General features: G+C 65.3%; 15 protein-coding genes and 1 pseudogene. 13 read left to right on the plus strand and 3 right to left on the minus strand.

The window, feature by feature from the left end:
• The first annotated feature begins 33 nt into the window (after window positions 1-33).
• Window positions 34-1,581 (plus strand): murein biosynthesis integral membrane protein MurJ, encoded by a 1,548-nt coding sequence (gene murJ / locus ACED67_RS14410; RefSeq protein ID WP_395542389.1) that lies wholly within the window; start codon window positions 34-36, stop codon window positions 1,579-1,581.
• A gap of 93 nt (window positions 1,582-1,674) precedes the next feature.
• Here murJ and ACED67_RS14415 read toward each other — a convergent pair whose 3' ends face one another.
• Entirely contained in the window at window positions 1,675-2,364 is a 690-nt protein-coding gene (locus ACED67_RS14415) for a rhomboid family intramembrane serine protease (RefSeq protein WP_395542391.1), read from the minus strand.
• Between the two features lie 117 nt (window positions 2,365-2,481).
• Here ACED67_RS14415 and trpS point away from each other — a divergent pair, with 117 nt between their 5' ends.
• Window positions 2,482-3,513: a tryptophan--tRNA ligase gene (gene trpS, locus ACED67_RS14420; protein ID WP_395542392.1), complete on the plus strand. Its 1,032-nt coding sequence runs from the start codon at window positions 2,482-2,484 to the stop codon at window positions 3,511-3,513.
• A 2-nt stretch (window positions 3,514-3,515) separates the two neighbouring features.
• Entirely contained in the window at window positions 3,516-4,604 is a 1,089-nt protein-coding gene (locus ACED67_RS14425) for a hypothetical protein (protein ID WP_395542393.1), read from the plus strand.
• Window positions 4,605-4,879: 275 nt separating this feature from the next.
• Here ACED67_RS14425 and ACED67_RS14430 read toward each other — a convergent pair.
• Window positions 4,880-5,170: pseudogene (locus tag ACED67_RS14430) on the minus strand (ABC transporter permease subunit); the annotation flags it as partial.
• A 226-nt stretch (window positions 5,171-5,396) separates the two neighbouring features.
• On the minus strand, window positions 5,397-6,071 hold the full coding sequence (locus ACED67_RS14435) for a GntR family transcriptional regulator (protein ID WP_395542395.1): 675 nt from the start codon (window positions 6,069-6,071) through the stop codon (window positions 5,397-5,399).
• Window positions 6,072-6,207: 136 nt separating this feature from the next.
• On the opposite strand from ACED67_RS14435, the gene ACED67_RS14440 reads away from it, so the two are divergent.
• The 10 genes from ACED67_RS14440 (at window position 6,208) to ACED67_RS14485 (ending at window position 17,546) form a co-directional block, all read left to right on the plus strand.
• On the plus strand, window positions 6,208-6,837 hold the full coding sequence (locus ACED67_RS14440) for a flavin reductase family protein (RefSeq protein WP_395542396.1): 630 nt from the start codon (window positions 6,208-6,210) through the stop codon (window positions 6,835-6,837).
• 1 nt (window position 6,838) lies between these two features.
• Window positions 6,839-7,543: an aspartate/glutamate racemase family protein gene (locus tag ACED67_RS14445; protein WP_395542398.1), complete on the plus strand. Its 705-nt coding sequence runs from the start codon at window positions 6,839-6,841 to the stop codon at window positions 7,541-7,543.
• Between the two features lie 241 nt (window positions 7,544-7,784).
• Complete coding sequence (locus ACED67_RS14450; RefSeq protein WP_395542399.1) at window positions 7,785-8,753, plus strand: ABC transporter permease; 969 nt, start codon at window positions 7,785-7,787, stop codon at window positions 8,751-8,753.
• Window positions 8,754-8,763: 10 nt separating this feature from the next.
• Window positions 8,764-9,702 carry an ABC transporter permease gene (locus ACED67_RS14455; protein ID WP_395542401.1) on the plus strand — a complete coding sequence of 313 codons (939 nt, stop codon included), beginning with the start codon at window positions 8,764-8,766 and terminating at the stop codon, window positions 9,700-9,702.
• 4 nt (window positions 9,703-9,706) lie between these two features.
• On the plus strand, window positions 9,707-10,900 hold the full coding sequence (locus ACED67_RS14460; RefSeq protein WP_395542403.1) for an amidohydrolase family protein: 1,194 nt from the start codon (window positions 9,707-9,709) through the stop codon (window positions 10,898-10,900).
• Window positions 10,897-12,402: an amidohydrolase family protein gene (locus tag ACED67_RS14465; protein ID WP_395542405.1), complete on the plus strand. Its 1,506-nt coding sequence runs from the start codon at window positions 10,897-10,899 to the stop codon at window positions 12,400-12,402. The genes ACED67_RS14460 and ACED67_RS14465 overlap by 4 nt, the downstream gene beginning before the upstream one ends.
• A complete protein-coding gene (locus ACED67_RS14470; protein WP_395542407.1) occupies window positions 12,395-13,387 on the plus strand; it encodes an ABC transporter ATP-binding protein in 993 nt (330 codons plus the stop codon). Before ACED67_RS14465 ends, ACED67_RS14470 begins: the two co-directional genes overlap by 8 nt.
• On the plus strand, window positions 13,384-14,376 hold the full coding sequence (locus ACED67_RS14475; RefSeq protein WP_395542408.1) for an ABC transporter ATP-binding protein: 993 nt from the start codon (window positions 13,384-13,386) through the stop codon (window positions 14,374-14,376). The genes ACED67_RS14470 and ACED67_RS14475 overlap by 4 nt, the downstream gene beginning before the upstream one ends.
• A 62-nt stretch (window positions 14,377-14,438) precedes the next feature.
• A complete protein-coding gene (locus ACED67_RS14480; protein WP_395542410.1) occupies window positions 14,439-16,001 on the plus strand; it encodes an ABC transporter substrate-binding protein in 1,563 nt (520 codons plus the stop codon).
• A 66-nt stretch (window positions 16,002-16,067) separates the two neighbouring features.
• Window positions 16,068-17,546, plus strand: a complete 1,479-nt coding sequence (locus ACED67_RS14485; RefSeq protein ID WP_395542412.1) for an amidohydrolase family protein — start codon at window positions 16,068-16,070, stop codon at window positions 17,544-17,546.
• The last annotated feature ends 12 nt before the right edge of the window (window positions 17,547-17,558 follow it).

The raw sequence follows: 17,558 nt of genomic DNA on the forward strand, positions 1-17,558 counted from the left end.
CGCAAGCGCCACTCAAGCAGGATCCGCCAAGCGATGAAACCGATCCGCCTTGTCTCGGGCTTCCTGACCGTCGGGGTCTGGACCCTGCTGTCGCGCGTCGTGGGCTTCATCCGCGACGCTATGGTTGCGGCCTGGCTGGGATCCGGCCCGGTGGCCGAGGCCTATATCGTCGCGCAATCGCTGCCGAACATGTTCCGCCGCTTCTTCGCGGAAGGGGCCTTCAACATGGCCTTCGTGCCGATGTATGCCAAGAAGCTTGAAGCCGGCGAGGATGCCGAAGGTTTTGCGCGCGACGCCTATTGGGGCATGGCCGCGCTGCTTACCGTCTTCTCAGTGATCGGCCATATCGCCATGCCGCTTCTGGTTCTGGCCATGGCGCAGGGCTTCTATGGTGACACGCGTTTCGACCTTGCCGTCACGCTGGGCCAGATCGCCTTTCCGTTCATCCTCTTCATCTCGCTGACGGCGCTGATCTCGGGAATGCTGAACGCCATGGGGCATTTCTTCGCCACGGCGGTCGTGCCCGTGCTGATGAACATCTTCCTCGTCATCTCGATGTATGCCGCCCCCATTTTTGGCTGGGAGATCGGACGGACGCTGGTCTGGACGATCACCCTGTCGGGCGTTTTGCAACTTTTGTTCGTCTGGATCGTGCTGCGCTGGCATGGCGTGTCGCTGGCCTTTCGCCGGCCGCGCCTGACGCCTGATCTGAAACGGCTGGCGATCATCGCCGCCCCTGCCGTGCTCGCGGGCGGCGTGGTGCAGATCAACCTGCTGGTCGGGCGCACCGTTGCCTCGTTCACCGAAGGCGCGATGGCCTGGCTGTATAATGCCGACCGGCTGTATCAGCTGCCGCTGGGCGTGGTCGGCATCGCGGTGGGCGTCGTGCTGCTGCCAGACCTGTCGCGCCGCCTGCGGGCAGGGGATGAAGCGGGCGGGCGCGAAAGCTTCAACCGGGGGGCCGAGTTTGCCCTGTTCCTGACCGTGCCCGCCGCCGTGGCGCTGGCCGTCATCTCGCTGCCGCTGATCGCGGTCCTGTTCGAGCGCGGCGCCTATACCGCCGCCGACAGTGCCGCCACCGCACCTGCGCTGGCTATCTATGCCCTGGGCCTGCCCGCCTTTGTGCTGCACAAGGTCTTGCAGCCCCTCTACTACGCCCGCGAGGATACGCGGCGGCCCTTCAACTATGCCATCGTCTCGCTGGTGGTGAACGCCGTCATCGCCTTCGCCCTGATGCCGGTGATCGGCTATCTCGCCGCCGCCCTGGGCACGACCCTGTCCTCTTGGGCGATGGTCTGGCAGCTTTGGCGCGGCACGCGCAGCATGGGCGAGGCGGTGCGGCTGGATGCCCGTTTCCGCCGCCGGGTGCCGCTGGTCTTCGTGTCCTCGGCAGTGATGGGGCTGGTGCTCTGGGGCTTGATGGAGGCCTTTGGCAGTGCCGCCACCCTGCCCGGGCAGCGGACAGGGATTCTGCTGATCCTGATCCTTGCAGGCGCCATAAGCTATTTTGCGACGGCCTTCCTGACCGGGGCGATGGGGATCAAGGAACTGAAATCGGTGCTCCGCCGCCGCAAACCCTGAAGCGCCCGCGGCGGCCATCCTCGTGGAGGGGGTTTGCTCCCCTCCAGACCACCCCGCAGAATATCTGGCCTTGGGTGACGACGGGACCGTTGCCTAGCGTTCTCGCATGCGGGCCTGCACCCGCGACCAGCCGCCGGGCGAGACGACGAAGCTGAGGAGAAAGCCGGTGGCAAAGCCCGCCAGATCGGCAACCCATTCCCAATTGCCGCCGAAGAGCATTCCGAACAGCAACTGGAACCCCAGAAGGAAACCGATCAGGGTGAAGGCGCGCGCCTGTGTGCCGCCGGTCGCGGCCAGGCGCACCCAGAGCATGAAGGTGAAGGCGCCGATCAGCCCGTAGACCGCCGGGAAAGTGCCGATGATGGGGATCTGGTTGCCGGGAATGGCATAGGCATAGGCCAGCGCTCCCAGCGCCGCCGCCGCGATGAAGACCAGCGCCACCGCCCACCAGCGGAAGACCTCTCCCACCATCTTGCCCAGCGCCAGCAGCATGACAACCGAGAAGACGGTCGAGGTCAGCGAGGCATTGACCAGCACATAGCTGATCAGGCGATAGCCGCGTTCGGCCAGGCGGCCCGTGGCCAGATCGTCGCGGAACCAATCGGGGACGAAGGCAAAATACTGCACGGCCTCCAGCCGCCAGTTCGACGACACCCCGCCTCCCGCCAGGCCCATCGCATGCAATTGCACCACGATCTCGACCGCGATCAGGGGCAGCGCCAGCGCCCAGACGATCCAGGGCAAGGGGTTCAAGGGCGGGGCATTATAGTCGCGGTCGGTCATTGGTACCTTCTCCACGGAGGGTCCGGGGGGCAATTGACGCCCCGCGCCCCATCATCTACCCACGTCGCGCCAGACATTCCAGTCGGCAATCCCGCTGCATCTCTGACGGAGCCCGCCATGACCTCCACCTTCAAGCCGCGCATCTTCTCGGGCATCCAGCCCTCGGGCGGGCTGACGCTGGGCAATTACCTGGGCGCGCTGAAGCGGTTCGTCGAAAAGCAGGATGAGGGGATCGAGACGATCTACTGCCTGGTCGATATGCACGCGATCACCGTCTGGCAGGAGCCGGAGAAGCTGCGTCAGCAGACGCGCGAGGGGGCTGCGGCCTTTATCGCAGCGGGGATCGACCCCGCGCGCTCGATCCTGTTCAACCAGTCGCAGGTTTCGGCCCATGCCGAACTGGGCTGGATCTTCAGCTGCATCGCCCGCATGGGCTGGATGGGCCGGATGACGCAATGGAAGGACAAGACGGCGGGCAAGAATGCGGAGGCCGCCTCGCTGGGCCTGTTCGCCTATCCGGCGCTGATGGCGGCGGATATTCTGGTCTATCACGCCACGATGGTGCCGGTGGGCGAGGATCAGAAGCAGCATCTGGAACTGACCCGCGACATCGCGATCAAGTTCAACAATGACTATGGCGTCGATTTCTTTCCGATCACCGAACCCGTCATCGAAGGCGCGGCGACGCGGGTGATGAGCCTGCGCGATGGCACCAAGAAGATGTCGAAATCCGATCCGTCAGACCAAAGCCGCATCAACCTGACCGACGATGCCGATACGATTGCCGCCAAGATCCGCAAGGCCAAGACCGACCCCGAGCCCCTGCCGGAGACGCTGGAGGGGCTCAAGGACCGGCCCGAGGCGCGCAATCTGGTCAATATCTATGCGGGTCTGTCGGGGCTGTCGGCGGCCGCGGTCGTGGCCGAGAATGCTGGTGCCCAATTCGGCAGCTTCAAACCCAAGCTGGCCGAGCTGGCTGTGGCGAAACTCGCGCCGATCACGACCGAGATGAACCGTCTTCTGAAGGACCCGGCCGAGATCGACCGCATCCTGGGCCAGGGCGCCGACCGCGCCGCGGCCATCGCGCAGCCGATCCTTGATCGGGTCTATGACATCACCGGCATGATCCGCTCGCGCGGGCGGGGCTGAGGATGCGGCGGGCGGTCCGGCGGATCGCCCGAGCGGGCCTTGCGGCCCTTCTGGTCATGTCGCTGGTCACCGGCGCCTGGTCGGTGGTGCGCATCGCGCATGACCCCCTGCTGCGCCCGCTGATTGATCGGGGGGCCGCCGAATTTGCCGCAGCGCTGGAAAGCGAGCTGGCCCAAGCTGCGACGCCGCAGGCGGTGGCCGAACGGATCACGGCTTTGCTGGATGCCCCGCCCCGCAACTGGATTGCCATTCAGGCGGTCGAAGAGGTGGCCGCCGCGCGCGGCATCGCCCTTCCCCCCGACCTGGCGGCGCGGCGCGCGGCGCAGTGGAACGAGGACAGCGGCTTTGTCACCGTTGCCGGGGCCTGCATGTCCTGCATGGTCGATGCCGCCGCCTGCTCGCTGTCGCAGGCCATGATGTGCAATATGCCGGTGGCGCTGACGCCGGTCGGCGACGTGATCGGCCTGGGCAAGGCGGGCTATGCCGCCGCGACCGGGGGCGAGGTCGATCAACTGGACTTCGCACTTTCGGCCATCGGGCTTGGCGCCACGGTGGCGGTGGTGGCGACGGGCGGCACTTCCTATACTCTGAAAGCCGGGACGAGCCTCTTGCGCATGGCCCGCAAGATGAGCCTGCTGCCGCCGCGTCTTCTGGGCCTGATCGCAGATGCCGCCCGCACGGGTATCCGCTGGGACGAGGCGGCGCGGCTGGACACTCTGGCCGATCCCGCGCGGATCCTCGTGCCCGAGGTCATCGCGCCGGTCGCCTCGGTCGCGACCGACCTGGGCCGGATGAGCGACACGCTGGGCGGCACGCGGACGCTGCATCTGTTGCGTTATGTCGACGGGCCGGACGATGCCCGCCATCTGGCCGATGCGGCCGAAACGCTGGGGTCGCGCACTCTGGGCACGCTGGAACTTCTTGGCAAGAGCCGCTTCATGCGGGCGGCGCTGCGCTGGTCGGACGAGGCGGCGGCCCTGGTCGTGGGCTTTGTCGGCACGCTGGCCGCGCTGACCGCGGCCCTGACCTCTGCCCTGCACAGCCTTGTCCTGCGCCGCCTGCGCAGCGGTCTGCGCCAGGCCGTACGATAACGGCGCAAAGACGCCCTGTCATATGGCTGAATCTTGTTGCCGCTATGGCTGCAAGGGTCGGGCGGGCCTGTCCCCCATTTGTGTTGTCCTGCCGGGTTCGCCCCCTGCATCCGGCAAGACCCCGCCCCGGCCCCCGTGTGCCCCTCGCACGGGGGCCGCTTTTTGATGGGCAGCGGACGCCCGTCGGCGGCTCGCCAGCCCAGCGTCTTGCCTCGCCCTAGGCTGGTTCGGGCGACCTTCGGCAGCATCTGCCTGCCGGGATGAGATTCAAATGCTCAACCCCGACCGCGCCACGGCACGAGTCTTCTCTCGGCCAGCCGCATCAGGATATCGATGCCATAGCCGATCGCACCAATCAGGATGATGCGCGTGACCAAGATGTCGGTCAGCTGGACCTTGGAGGCGCCAAGAACCATCATCCCTGCTCCCTTTGCTGCCGCGACCAGTTCTGCCGCGACCACCGTGCCCCAGCAGACACCAAGCGCAACGCGCAGGCCTGTGAAGATGTCGGGCAGCGAATTGGGAATGATCACATGCCAGAGCACCTGCACCTTTGACGCGCCAAGGTCAGGCGGCAAGGCGTCCCAAATTACAGAGGAACCCCTGATCTGGCGCACTGATGGAGAGAGCACGGGTTTATGCCGTTGCGCGCTGCGGAGGCGGCCGCCGACAATCGCAGAGAGCGCAGCACCTCCCGAACGTTTGGGACCGCCGCAAGGCCGGGGTCTGGAAGTGATGGCGGCGGTCCAAACTTCCACTGACAATCAGTGACGGGCAAGCGCGTCAGTACGATCACAGCTCGCCCAGAAGATCCTTCAGGCTACGGACCGTTTCCCGCTCTCCGGCCAGGCGCAGCTCTTTCTCCACATGTTCCAGATGATGCGCCATCGCCGCCTGGGCCTTCTCAAGATCTCCATTGCGAAGATGGGACAGGATCTCTTCATGCTCGTCAGGGCCGCAATTATATTTCGCGGAATCGCGGAAGGCGGCGGTGATCAGCGAGCTGCGGCTGATCAGATCGCGCATCAGCCCGCCAAGGAACTCCGCCTCCGACATGTCGGCCAGCATCTGGTGAAAGCCGCCCGACAGCCGGATGATCTGGCGCTGGTCGTTCTCGGCATTGGCGAGGCGCTCCTGCTCGACATGGCGGCGGATGGTATCCAGCTTCTTCTTGTCCAGCCGTCCGACCAGCCGCTCCAGCACGCGGTGTTCGACCGTGCGGCGCACATGGAAGATGTCCTTCGAATCCTCCACCGAGGGCTCGGAGACGAAAGCGCCCTTGTTCACCTCAATGGTGACCAGCCCCTCGCGTTCCAGCATGGCCAACACCTGCCGGACCCGGGCCCGGCTGACCTTGAACACTTCGGCCAGCTCGGTTTCCTTCAGCCGCATCCCGGGGCGCAGCCGACGTTCGGCAATGGAAAGCCAAATCAGCTCGGCAATCTGGTCGGCCGTCTGCGCGCCCATGATGATCCTGAAAAAAGATGTCTTGTAGGCCAACTAGCCATGTTTTTCACTTCTGGTCCAGCAAAAATGCTGTCATTATTGTCGACAATAGTGTCGGCATTAGTTATTTGCGACGCGCAACGAAGGAGCGGGAAGCATGGACTTCGACTTCACCCGGATGGACCCGATGGATCGCTATCGGCTGCTGACGAACTTCGTCGGGCCCCGGCCCATCGCGCTGGTCACCACGCGCTCAGAGGATAGTCGTGACAACGGCGCGCCGATGAGTTTCTTCAACGTCTTCTCGCATGATCCGGCCATCGTCGTGCTGGGCATCCAGCCGCGGGCGGACGGGCGCGAGAAGGATACGGTCGCAAACATCCGCCGGACCGGAGAGTTCACGGTGAACATGGTGGATATGGCCCTGTCCCGCACCATGCTGATCTGCGGGCTGGGGGTGGAAAGCGATGTGGATGAGCTGGCTCTTGCGGGTGAATCGGTGGCGCCGGGCGCGCAGATCGGCGCCTCCTGGATCCCGGCCAGCCCCTGCGCGATGGAATGCCGGGTGGAGCGGCTGATCGAATATCCCAAGCGCGTTCTGGTGCTGGGCGAGGTGGTGCATATGCATGTTCGGCGCGACTGCCTGGATGCGCAGGGGCGGTATGTGGACCCCGAGGTTTATCAGCCCATCGCCCGTCTGCATGCCGACAATTATATCGTCTCAGACCAGCAATTCGTGCTGAAAGCGCCGCCTCTGAGCGATGTTCTGGCCGGAAGGGGGCGCTGAGATGCAGGTTTTCGTCATAAACCCCAATGCAACCGAGTCGATGACCGACATGGCGGCGCTCACCGCGCGCCGGGTGGCCGCGCAGGGGACCGAGATCCGCTCCGCCACCGGTCGCGGCCTGTCACCTCGCAGCATCGAGGGCTTTGCGGATGAGGCAATGTCCGTGCCGTCCATGCTGGAACAGATCCGCGAGGCCGAGGCGGCGGGGGCGCAGGCCACTGTGATCGCCTGCTTCGACGACCCGGGACTGGATGCCGCGCGCGAGGTGGCCACTGGGCCGGTGATCGGCATCTGTCAGGCCGGAATCCAGGCGGCGATGGTGCTGTCGAAGCGCTTTTCCATCGTCACGACGTTGCCCCGCTCGGTCCCCGCGATCGAGGATCTGGTGCTGCGCTACGGCGCCAGCCACCATTGCCGCAAGGTGCGCTGCATCGACCTGCCGGTGCTGTCGATCGAGAGCGACTCCCAGCACGCCTTCAGCCTGCTGGCGGGCGAGATCGCCCGTGCGCGGGACGAGGATGGCGCCGAGGCGGTGTTGCTGGGCTGCGCAGGAATGTCCGAGATGACCGAATCACTCTCGCGCGCCACCGGGGTCGTGGTGATCGACGGAGTGGTCGTGGCGGTGAAGCAGGCCGAAGCGCTGGTGGGCAGCGGATTGCAGACATCCAAGGCGAACGCCTATGCCCGTCCGCGGATAAAGGTCTGAGCTTCCGACCGTTTGCCGGGCGATGAGGGCGCAGGCATAGCCGACTGAACATCGGCAGGTCGATATTTGTCGCCGAAATTGTCGACAAAATAGTTGACACATACCGCAGCAGTTCTAGGGTAACAAAAATGCTGCACCCGACATGCAGCGGCAGGGGGAGATGTCATGATCCAGCGGGACGCCAAGATCACCATGATGCGGCCGACCTCCCGGCCCGCCGCGCAGCGCGAAGGCTGAACCGATGCTGGTCTTCATCATCAAGAAGCTTGCCAACGCGATCTTCGTCATGCTCGCCGTGGCCTTCCTGGCATTTCTGATTTTCCGCCTGGCGGGCGATCCGGTCGACATGATGTCGACCGAACAGACGACCGAAGCCGACCGCGCGTTGCTGCGCGAGAAGCTTGGCCTGAACGACAGCTTCCTCGTCCAGTATGTCCGCTTCGTCACCTCGGCTGCGCGGGGCGAATTCGGCATCTCCTATCGCAACGGGCAGAATGTCCTTGGGCTGATCGCCGACCGTTTCCCCGCCACGATGGAATTGGTGATCGTCGCCACCCTGCTGTCACTGCTGATCGGCCTGCCTCTGGGAGTGCTGACCGCGATCAAGCGCGGCAAATGGTATTCCGAGATCCTGCAGTTCGGCTCGATCATCGGGGTGTCCTTGCCCAGCTTCGTCGTGGGCATCCTTCTGATCCTGGTCTTCTCGGTCACCCTGGGCTGGCTGCCGGCCTTCGGGCGCGGCGATGTGGTGGAACTGGGCTTCTGGTCCACCGGCTTCCTCACCCAGTCGGGTCTGGTGGCGCTCGTGCTGCCTTCGATCTCGCTCTCGCTCTACCAGATCACGCTGATCATGCGGCTGGTCCGTGCCGAGATGCTGGAGGTCATGCGGTCGGACTACGTGAAATTCGCCCGGGCAAGGGGCATCAGCCGCTACAAGATCTACTTCCGCCACGCCCTGCGGAACTGCCTGATGCCGGTGGTGACGCTGACCGCGATGAACATCGGCACGCTGATCGCCTTCGCGCTGATCACCGAGACGGTGTTCCAATGGCCGGGCATGGGGATGCTGTTCATCCAGGCGGTGACCTTTATCGATATCCCGGTGATGGCGGCCTATCTCTGCATCGTCGCCTTCATCTTCGTCTTCCTGAACACGATGGTCGATATCGCCTATGCGGTGATCGACCCCCGTCTTCGCACCGCGAAATAGGGGCCTGACCATGACCTCGACACCCGCTCCCACCCGTCCCTCGCGCCTGGCCCGGTTCCGGCAAAGCGACCTGTGGTACAGCTTCACCCACAGCTGGAGCGCCCGGATCGCTGCCGTGCTGCTGATCGTGCTGATCGGCACCGCCTTCCTGGCCCCGCTGATCGCGCCGCAGAACCCCTATGATGCGGCCCAGCTGGACATGTGGAAATCCGAGCTGCCGCCCTTGTGGCAGGAGGGCGGCGAGTGGCCATTCCTTCTGGGCACCGACACGCAGGGGCGCGACATGCTGTCGGTCCTGCTCTACGGCACCCGCATCTCGGTCCTGATCGGCTTCGCCTCGGTCGTGCTGTCGCTGGCCATCGGCCTGTCCTTGGGTTTGGTCGCCGGTTATTTCGGCGGCATCGCGGACAATGTGCTGATGCGCGTGGGCGATGTGGTGCTGTCGATCCCGACGATCCTGATCGCCATCCTCGTCTCGGCCGTGGTGCGCCAGATGCTGCCGCCGGGGTTGCGAGAGATCGGCGCCTCCGCCGTGCTGGTGCTGGCGATCACCCTGTCGGGCTGGGTGCAATATGCCCGCACCGTCCGCGCCCAGACGATTGTCGAACGCGGCAAGGAATATGTCATGGCGGCGCGGCTGCTGAACGTGCCGAAGCGCCGGATCATGTTCCGCCACATCCTGCCCAACACCCTGACGCCGGTCCTGGTCGCTGCCACCCTGTCCTTCGGCATGGCGATCCTGACCGAGGCGACCCTGTCCTTCCTCGGGATCGGGATGCCCCCCGGCCAGCCCTCGCTGGGCACGCTGATCCGCATCGGCAACCAATATCTGTTCTCGGGCCTGTGGTGGATGGTGATCTTCCCCGTGGTGCAGCTGTCGCTTCTGGTCATCTCGGTGAACCTCTTGGGCGATTGGCTGCGCGATGCCCTCAATCCGAAGCTGAGGTAAGACCATGAGCAACCTGATCCTGCGGAACATCCGACCGCTGGGCGAGGCCGCGACCGATGTGCTGATCCGCGACGGCAAGATCGTTGCCTATGGCCCGGTGCCTGCGAGCGATGGCGTGAAGGAGGAAGACGGAGAGGGTGCCATTCTCTGGCCCGGCCTGATCGACGCGCATACCCATCTGGACAAGACCACCTGGGGCATGGGCTGGCATGAGAACAACCGCGCCGCCGTGCTGCGCGAGCGGATCGATTATGAGCGCGAGAACCGCATTGCCCTGGGCATGGACGCGCATCGCCAGTCGATGCGCCATGCCATCGGGCTGGCCGCCCATGGTGCAACCCATATCCGCAGCCACGTGGACATCGACCCGACCCATGGGCTGAAGCTGGTCGAGGGCGTGCAAGAAACCCGCGAAAAGCTGCGCGGCGTGATCGACATCCAGATCGTCGCCTTCCCCCAATCCGGGCTGATGGTCATGCCCGGCACGCTGGAGCTGCTGAACGCCGCCCTCGCCAATGGCTGCGAGGTTCTGGGCGGCATCGACCCCTGCGGCATCGACCGCGACCCCAAGGGCCAACTCGACGCCATCTTCGTTTTGGCCGTGAAGCACGGCGCGCCGATCGACATCCACCTGCATGAGGCGGGCGAACTCGGCGCCTTCACCATGGAGTTGATCTTCGAACGGGTCCGCGCCAACGGGATGCAAGGCAAATTCGTCATCAGCCATGCCTTCGCCTTGGGCATGAACGACCATCTCCGCGTGGGCAAGCTGATCGAGGAGATCGCCGAACTCGACATCGGCATCGCCACCACCGGCGCGCCCTCGGCCACAGTGCCTTCCGTGAAGCGGCTGCGCGAGGCGGGGGTGCGTGTCGGCGCGGGCTGCGACGGCATCCGCGACACCTGGGGTCCATGGGGCCTGCCCGACATGATGGACCGCGCGCGGATCATCGGGATGAAGAACGGCGTCCGGTCGGACCACGACCTGCGCCACATGCTGGAAATCGTCAGCCAGGGCGGGGCCGATCTGATGGGCCTGCAAGGCTATGGCGTGGCCCCGGGCGATAGCGCCGATTTCACTCTGCTGCAGGGCGAAACCATCGGCCATGCCGTCGTCCAACCTTCCCTCCCGCCCTTGGTGGTGAAGGGCGGGAAAGTGATCGCCCGCAACGGCCAATGCATCGTGGACATGCCATGACCGCCTCCGCGCAACAGGCCCTTGCAGCTCTGCCCCTCGGCAAACGCCCCGAAGGCCGCACGCTTCTGACCGCCGATTGGGTTCTGGCGCATGAGGGGGACGGTCATGCTCTCCTCCGCCGCGGCGAGGTGGTCATGGAAGGCGGCGAGGTGGTCTTCACCGGCCACGCCTTCCCCGGAGAGGTCGCCCGCCGCCTCGACTTCGGCGCTGCGCTGATCTCTCCCGGCATGATCGACCTCGATGCCCTGTCCGACCTCGACACCACCATCCTCGGGATCGACCATTTCCCGGCCTGGAAGAAGGGCCGGGTCTGGCCGCTCTCCTATGTCGAGAACGGCCCCTATGAGATGTATTCTCCCGAGGAACTGGCCTTCCAGAAGCGTTTCGCCTTTGGTCAGCTGCTGTTGAACGGCATCACCACCGCCGCGCCCATCGCTTCGCTGTTCTACCGGGAATGGGGCGAGACCACCGCCGAATTCGACGCCGCCGCCGATGCCGCAGGCGATCTTGGCCTGAGGGTCTTCCTCTCGCCCGCCTATCGCGCTGGCGGCATGGTCCTGCACGCCCCCGGCGACATGCGTCCGCATTTCGATGAGGCGCGGGGGCTGAAAGGTCTGGCCGAGGCCGCCGAGTACATCGCCCGCCAGGCGGGGCGGCATGAGGGGTTGGTGCAGGGTCTGCTGGCGCCGGACCGGGTGGAGACCTGCACCGCCGTTCTCCTCCGCGAGACCTTCGCCCGGGCCGAAGATCTCGGGGTAAAAGTCCGCCTGCACATGGCGCAGGGCGTGATGGAGGTGGAGACGGTCCGCAAGCTTCATGGGTCCACCGCTCCCGCATGGCTGGCGCAGGAAGGCCTGCTCTCCGAGCGGCTGATCGCACCCCATGCCACCAATGCGACCGAGGAAGACCAGAAGCTTTACGCCGAACGCGGCGTCTCCATCGTCCATTGCCCGCTTGTCTCGGGACGTGGCGGCAGCAGCCTGAACTCATTCTCCAAAATCCGGGACATGGGCGTGAACATCGCCATGGGCACCGACACCACGCCGCCCGACATGCTGATGAATCTGCTGGCGGGCCTGATCACGGGACGGATGAATGACGGCGCGCCCGACCGCCTTCTGACCCGCGACCTGTTCGATGCGGCCACCCTTGGCGGTGCCAAGGCCCTTGGCCGCAGCGATCTGGGCCGCCTCGCCCCCGGTGCCCGCGCCGATATCGCGGTTTTCGGGCTGGATGACGTTTCCATGGCGCCCTCCATCGACCCGATCACCACGCTTGTCACCGGCGGCTCGGGCAAGGTCACCCAAGCGGTCTTCGTCGATGGCCGCCTCTCCATGCGCTTTGGCGAAGTGGCGGGCATCGACATGCGGGCCGCCCGCGCACAGGCGCAGGCGCAGTTCGACCGGCTGATCGCGCAATATCCGGCCCGCACCTGGGGCCATCCGACGGTCGAAGAGATCTTCCCCCCCAGCTACCCCATCAGGGAGGCCCGGAATGCTTGACGCTGTTGCGACTGATACCTGTCTCGAGGTGCGCAACCTGACGGTGGAATTTCCCAACCGTCACGGCACCCTGACCGCGCTGAACGACATCTCACTGGAGATCCGACCCGGAGAGATCCTGGGCATGGTGGGCGAATCCGGCGCGGGGAAATCCATGACCGGCCTTGCCATCCAGGGCCTGCTGGAACGCCCTGGCCGCATCGCGGGGGGTGAGGTCCTGCTGTCCGGGCGGCGGATCGACAACCTGTCCGACCGGGCGATGGAGCAGATCCGGGGGCGCGAGATCGGGGCGATCTTCCAGGACCCGCTGACCTCGCTGAACCCGCTCTTCACCGTGGGCGGACAACTGGTCGAGACGATCCGCCAGCACATGCCGGGCATGAGCAAAGCCGCCGCGCGGGAGCGGGCGATTGGGCTCTTGAAGGAGGTCGGCATCCCCGCGCCCAGCGAGCGGATCGACCATTACCCGCACCAGTTTTCCGGCGGGATGCGGCAACGGGTGGTGATCGCGCTGGCGCTTTCGGCCAATCCGAAGCTGATCATCGCAGATGAACCGACGACCGCGCTGGACGTGTCGATCCAGGCGCAGATCACCGGGCTGCTGCGCCGGCTGTGCAAGGAGCATGGCACGGCGGTGCTGCTGGTCACCCATGACATGGGCGTCATCGCCGAAACCGCCGACCGGGTGGCGGTGATGTATGCCGGACGCCTGATCGAGATCGGGCCGGTGGAAACCGTCCTGAAGACCCCGTCACATCCCTATACCAAGGGCCTGATGGCCTCGATCCCCGCCTTGGGGGCGCGGGTGCAGCACCTGCACCAGATCGACGGTGCCATGCCCCGGCTGAACGCCATTCCCGAAGGCTGCACCTTCAACCCGCGCTGTCCGATGGCCGGACCGCGCTGCAGGCGCGAGCGCCCGGCACTGGTCCCCACTGGCGCAGGCGCCGCAGCCTGCTGGCTGCATGACGGAGGTGTCGCATGATCGCGCAACCCAATCCAACCTCCGCCCCTGCGGTTGATCGGCCCGCCGCGCTGGAAGTCACCGAACTCGACCGGATTTTCGACGTTTCGCCCCCGTTCCTGAACCGGGTGATCTATCGTGAAAAGCGCAAGGCGCTGCATGCGGTGAATGACGTTTCCTTCACCGTGCCGATGGGCGGTTGCCTGAGCTTGGTCGGCGAGTCCGGTTGCGGCAAGTCCACTGTGGCGCGACTGGTGACGGGGATCTACGCGCCGAGCAGCGGGCAGATTCGTTTCGCCCCTGGCAAATCCGGCAAGCCCTTGTCGGCGCAGATGATCTTCCAGGATCCCTATGCCTCGCTGAACCCGCGCTGGCGGGTGAAGAACATCATCGCGGAACCGCTGCGCGAGCTGAAACTGCGCGCGACCGAGGCCGAAGTGATGGACCGCGTGGCCGAGTTGCTGGGCATCGTGGGCCTGAATGCCGCCGATGGCGACAAGTTCCCGCATGAGTTTTCCGGCGGGCAGCGGCAGCGCATCTCCATCGCCCGGGCGTTGGCTTCGGAACCCGAGTTCCTGGTCTGTGACGAGCCGACCTCGGCCCTCGACGTGTCGGTTCAGGCGCAGATCTTGAACCTGATGCGGCGGTTGCAGGATGAGCTGGGGCTGACCTATCTGTTCATCAGCCATGACCTTTCGGTCGTGCGCCACATGTCAGACCGGATCGCGGTCATGTATCTGGGCCGCATCGTCGAAGAGGCCGCGACCGAGACGCTGTTCGCCGATCCCAAGCATCCCTACACCCAGCTGCTGCTGCAAACGATCCCCAACGTCGCCGATCCGCAGCGCGACCGCGAGATCGCGGCGGGCGAGGTACCAAGCCCCCTCAACCCGCCTTCGGGCTGCACCTTCCACACCCGCTGCCCGCTGGCGACGGATCGCTGCAAGGGCGAACGGCCCGAGCTCTTGAGCAAACCGGATGGAGCCCGCGTGGCCTGCCATTTCGCATGAAGCCGCTCCGAGCCGTCAGGCTCGGGGCCAAGAGAACCCACGGAAAACCACAGGAGAGGACGATGTCCATTTTCAAGTCTCTGGTTGCGGCGCTGGCCGTGACCGTCAGCACGACTGCGCTTCAGGCGGAAACCGTCAAATGGGCTTCGCGCGCCGATATCTATTCGCTGGATCCGAATTCGATCCCCTCGACCGCCAATCTCGCCTTCCTGAACCATATCTACGAAGGCCTTGTCCGCTATGACAAGACCTTCGGGCTGGAGCCGGCGCTGGCGACGGAATGGGAGCTGGTGGACGGCAAATTCTGGCGCTTCAAGCTGCGCGAGGGCGTGAAATTCCACAACGGCGCCGATTTCACCGCCGATGACGTGGTGGCCTCGTTCAAACGGGCGGCCGATCCGGCCTCGCCCCTCAAAGGCAACATGCCGCTGTTCAAGGACATCCGGAAGATTGACGACTATACGGTCGAGATCGACGTGACGACGCCCTCGTCCCTGTTCCTGAACGACATCACCAATATCTTCGTCTTCGATCAGGACTGGCTGAAGGACAACAACACCGAAAAGCCCACCGACTATGCGGCGGGTTCGGAAGGCTATGCCACCTCGCACACCAATGGCACCGGCCCGTTCAAGCTGGAAAGCCGTGCGCCGGATTCGATGACCGTGCTGCTGGTCAACGATGGCTGGTGGGATGAGAAGAAGCATAACATTGACCGGCTGGAATTCATCCCGATCACCTCGGCGGCCACTCGCATTGCGGCGCTGCTGTCGGGCGAGGTCGACATCATCGATTCAGCCCCGATCCAGGATCTGGAGCGTCTGAAGGCCGACCCCAGCATCAAGGTCATCAGCCTGACCGAGCTGCGCACCGTCTTTGTCGCCTTCAACCGGCGCGAGACCCTGCCCGCGGGCGCGCCTAACCCGTTCAACGATCTGAAGGTCCGGCAAGCGTTTGAACTCGCCATCGACCGCGACCTGATCAATGCGCGAATCATGCGTGGCCTCGCGCGTCCCTCGGGTTCGCTGATCGCCCCGGATATCGCCGGTTACGCGCCGGAGCTGGACACCTACGCGCCGGCAGACCCGGAAAAGGCCAAGGCCCTGCTTGAGGAAGCGGGCGCCCTGGGCACCGCCTTCACCTACACCTGCATGAACGACGAAAGCATCAACGAGGAAGACTGGTGCCAGGGCATCGCCAATATGCTGACCCGTGCGGGCTTTGCCCCCACGATCGACATGGGGCCGCGCGCCGTGCAATCGCCGAAGCGGTCGAAGGGCGAGACCGAGGTCTTCAACGTCAGCTGGGCGAATGAGCCGACGCTGGACGCCTTCTCGCTGTTGTCGCAAGTGCTGGCGACGAAGGAAGGCAGCTATGGCGTGTCCAACTATGGCGGCTGGTCGGTCCCTGCGCTGGACGATCTGGTGAAGCAGGCTGCGGCGGCCACCGATCCGGCGGAACGCCTGAAGTTCGAGGCTGACGCCCTGAAGATCGCCAAGGACGAGGTTCTGCTGATCCCGCTGCACCAGCAGCCGATCGCCTGGGCCACCTCGCCCAAGATCGAAAGCATCGACCTGCGTGCCGACAACAAGGCCCGCCACTGGTTCACCGTGGTCGGCCAATAATCTCCCCCTGCCGCCCTTTCCCAGTTCTCGGGGAAGGGCGGCTCTTTTTTGCGACATACAGATTCCATGCCCACGTCCCATGCCATGCCGCCCCTGGGCGTCCGACCCCGGGGCCGCAGCCTCCTGACCGCCGACTGGCTGCTGGCCCATGACGGCTTCAGCCATGTCTTCCACCGCAACGGCGAACTGGTAATCGAAGGGCAGCGCGTCCTCTATGCCGGGCCGAAGTTTCCCGGCGAGGTCGCCCGCAGGCTGGACTTCGGCGCGGCGCTGATCAGCCCCGGCCTGATCGACCTCGACGCGCTGTCCGATCTGGACACCTACACGCTGGTCCTGGACAACCAGCCCGGCTGGTCCCGTGGCCGCACCCTGCCCGAGACCTATCTGCGGCGCGGCCCGTATGAAATGTATGCGCCCGAGGAACTGGCCTTCCAGAAGCGCTACGCGTTCGCCACGCTGCTGCTGAACGGCATCACCACCGCGCTGCCGATCGCCTCGCTCTACTATCGGGAATGGGCCGAGACGGTGGAGGAATTCGACGCCGCCGCCGATGCGGCCAAGGATCTGGGCCTGCGCGTCTTCCTCGGCCCGGCCTATCGCTCGGGTGGAACCTATGTGGATGGTTCTGGCGCCTTCCAGATGCAGTTTGACGAGGCGCGGGGGTTCCAGGGTCTTGGCGATGCCATCGAATTCATTCGCCGTCGCGCCGGAGATGGCGGCGGGCTGGTGAACGGGTTGCTTGCTCCCGACCGGGTCGAGACCAACACTGCCGCCCTGATGCGCGCGACCATGGCGGCGGCGGAGAATCTGGACGTGCCGGTGCGGCTGCACATGGCGCAGGGCAAGCTGGAGTTGCAGATGATGCAGCGCCTGCATGGCCGTACCGCCGCCGAGTGGCTGGTGGGTCTGGGCGCCTTCAACCACCGACTGATCGCGCCGCATGGCACCCATGCGACCGCAAGCGACATCGGGCTTTACGCCGAACATGGCGTGACGCTGGCCCATTCGCCGCTGGTCTCGGCCCGGATGGGATCGGTGCTGAACTCCTTCGCCGCCATCCGCGCGCGGGGCGTGAACATCGGCATGGCAACGGATACCGCACCGCCCGACATGTGGATGAACATGCTGATGGGCCTTTCGGCCTGCCGCATTGCCGAAGGCCGGTCCGACGCCGCCTTCAGCGCCGATTTCTTCGAAGCCGCCACCCTTGGCGGCGCTCGGGCGCTGCACCGCCCCGATCTGGGGCGACTGTCGCCGGGGGCGCTGGCAGATATTGCCGTGTTCCGGCTGGACGATCCGCATATGACGCCCACGGTCGACCCAATCACCACGCTGGCTCTGGGCGGCAACGGCAAGGTCACCGAGGCGGTCTTTGTCGATGGTCGCCTGTCGATGTATAGGGGCCGCGTGGCGGGCTTCGACATGGCGCAAGCCCGCGTCCGCGCTCAGGCGCAATTCGACGGGCTGATCGCCAAATACCCCGACCGCAGCTTCAGCCATCCGCCGGTGGAGCAGCTGTTCCGCCCCTCTTTCCCCCTCCGCTGAAAGGCCCTGCCC

The sequence above is a fragment of the Neotabrizicola paludis genome, assembly GCF_044142105.1.
GTDB lineage: Bacteria > Pseudomonadota > Alphaproteobacteria > Rhodobacterales > Rhodobacteraceae > Pseudogemmobacter.

Coding starts and splice junctions, on each gene's coding strand:
- ACED67_RS14475 (WP_395542408.1), top strand. CDS start 13,384: ATGATCGCGCAACCCAATCCAACCTCCGCCCCTGCGGTTGATCGGCCC.
- ACED67_RS14455 (WP_395542401.1), top strand. CDS start 8,764: ATGACCTCGACACCCGCTCCCACCCGTCCCTCGCGCCTGGCCCGGTTC.
- trpS (WP_395542392.1), top strand. CDS start 2,482: ATGACCTCCACCTTCAAGCCGCGCATCTTCTCGGGCATCCAGCCCTCG.
- ACED67_RS14445 (WP_395542398.1), top strand. CDS start 6,839: ATGCAGGTTTTCGTCATAAACCCCAATGCAACCGAGTCGATGACCGAC.
- ACED67_RS14450 (WP_395542399.1), top strand. CDS start 7,785: ATGCTGGTCTTCATCATCAAGAAGCTTGCCAACGCGATCTTCGTCATG.
- ACED67_RS14440 (WP_395542396.1), top strand. CDS start 6,208: ATGGACTTCGACTTCACCCGGATGGACCCGATGGATCGCTATCGGCTG.
- ACED67_RS14485 (WP_395542412.1), top strand. CDS start 16,068: ATGCCCACGTCCCATGCCATGCCGCCCCTGGGCGTCCGACCCCGGGGC.
- ACED67_RS14480 (WP_395542410.1), top strand. CDS start 14,439: ATGTCCATTTTCAAGTCTCTGGTTGCGGCGCTGGCCGTGACCGTCAGC.
- ACED67_RS14425 (WP_395542393.1), top strand. CDS start 3,516: ATGCGGCGGGCGGTCCGGCGGATCGCCCGAGCGGGCCTTGCGGCCCTT.
- ACED67_RS14465 (WP_395542405.1), top strand. CDS start 10,897: ATGACCGCCTCCGCGCAACAGGCCCTTGCAGCTCTGCCCCTCGGCAAA.
- ACED67_RS14460 (WP_395542403.1), top strand. CDS start 9,707: ATGAGCAACCTGATCCTGCGGAACATCCGACCGCTGGGCGAGGCCGCG.
- ACED67_RS14435 (WP_395542395.1), bottom strand. CDS start 6,071: ATGGGCGCGCAGACGGCCGACCAGATTGCCGAGCTGATTTGGCTTTCC.
- murJ (WP_395542389.1), top strand. CDS start 34: ATGAAACCGATCCGCCTTGTCTCGGGCTTCCTGACCGTCGGGGTCTGG.
- ACED67_RS14415 (WP_395542391.1), bottom strand. CDS start 2,364: ATGACCGACCGCGACTATAATGCCCCGCCCTTGAACCCCTTGCCCTGG.
- ACED67_RS14470 (WP_395542407.1), top strand. CDS start 12,395: ATGCTTGACGCTGTTGCGACTGATACCTGTCTCGAGGTGCGCAACCTG.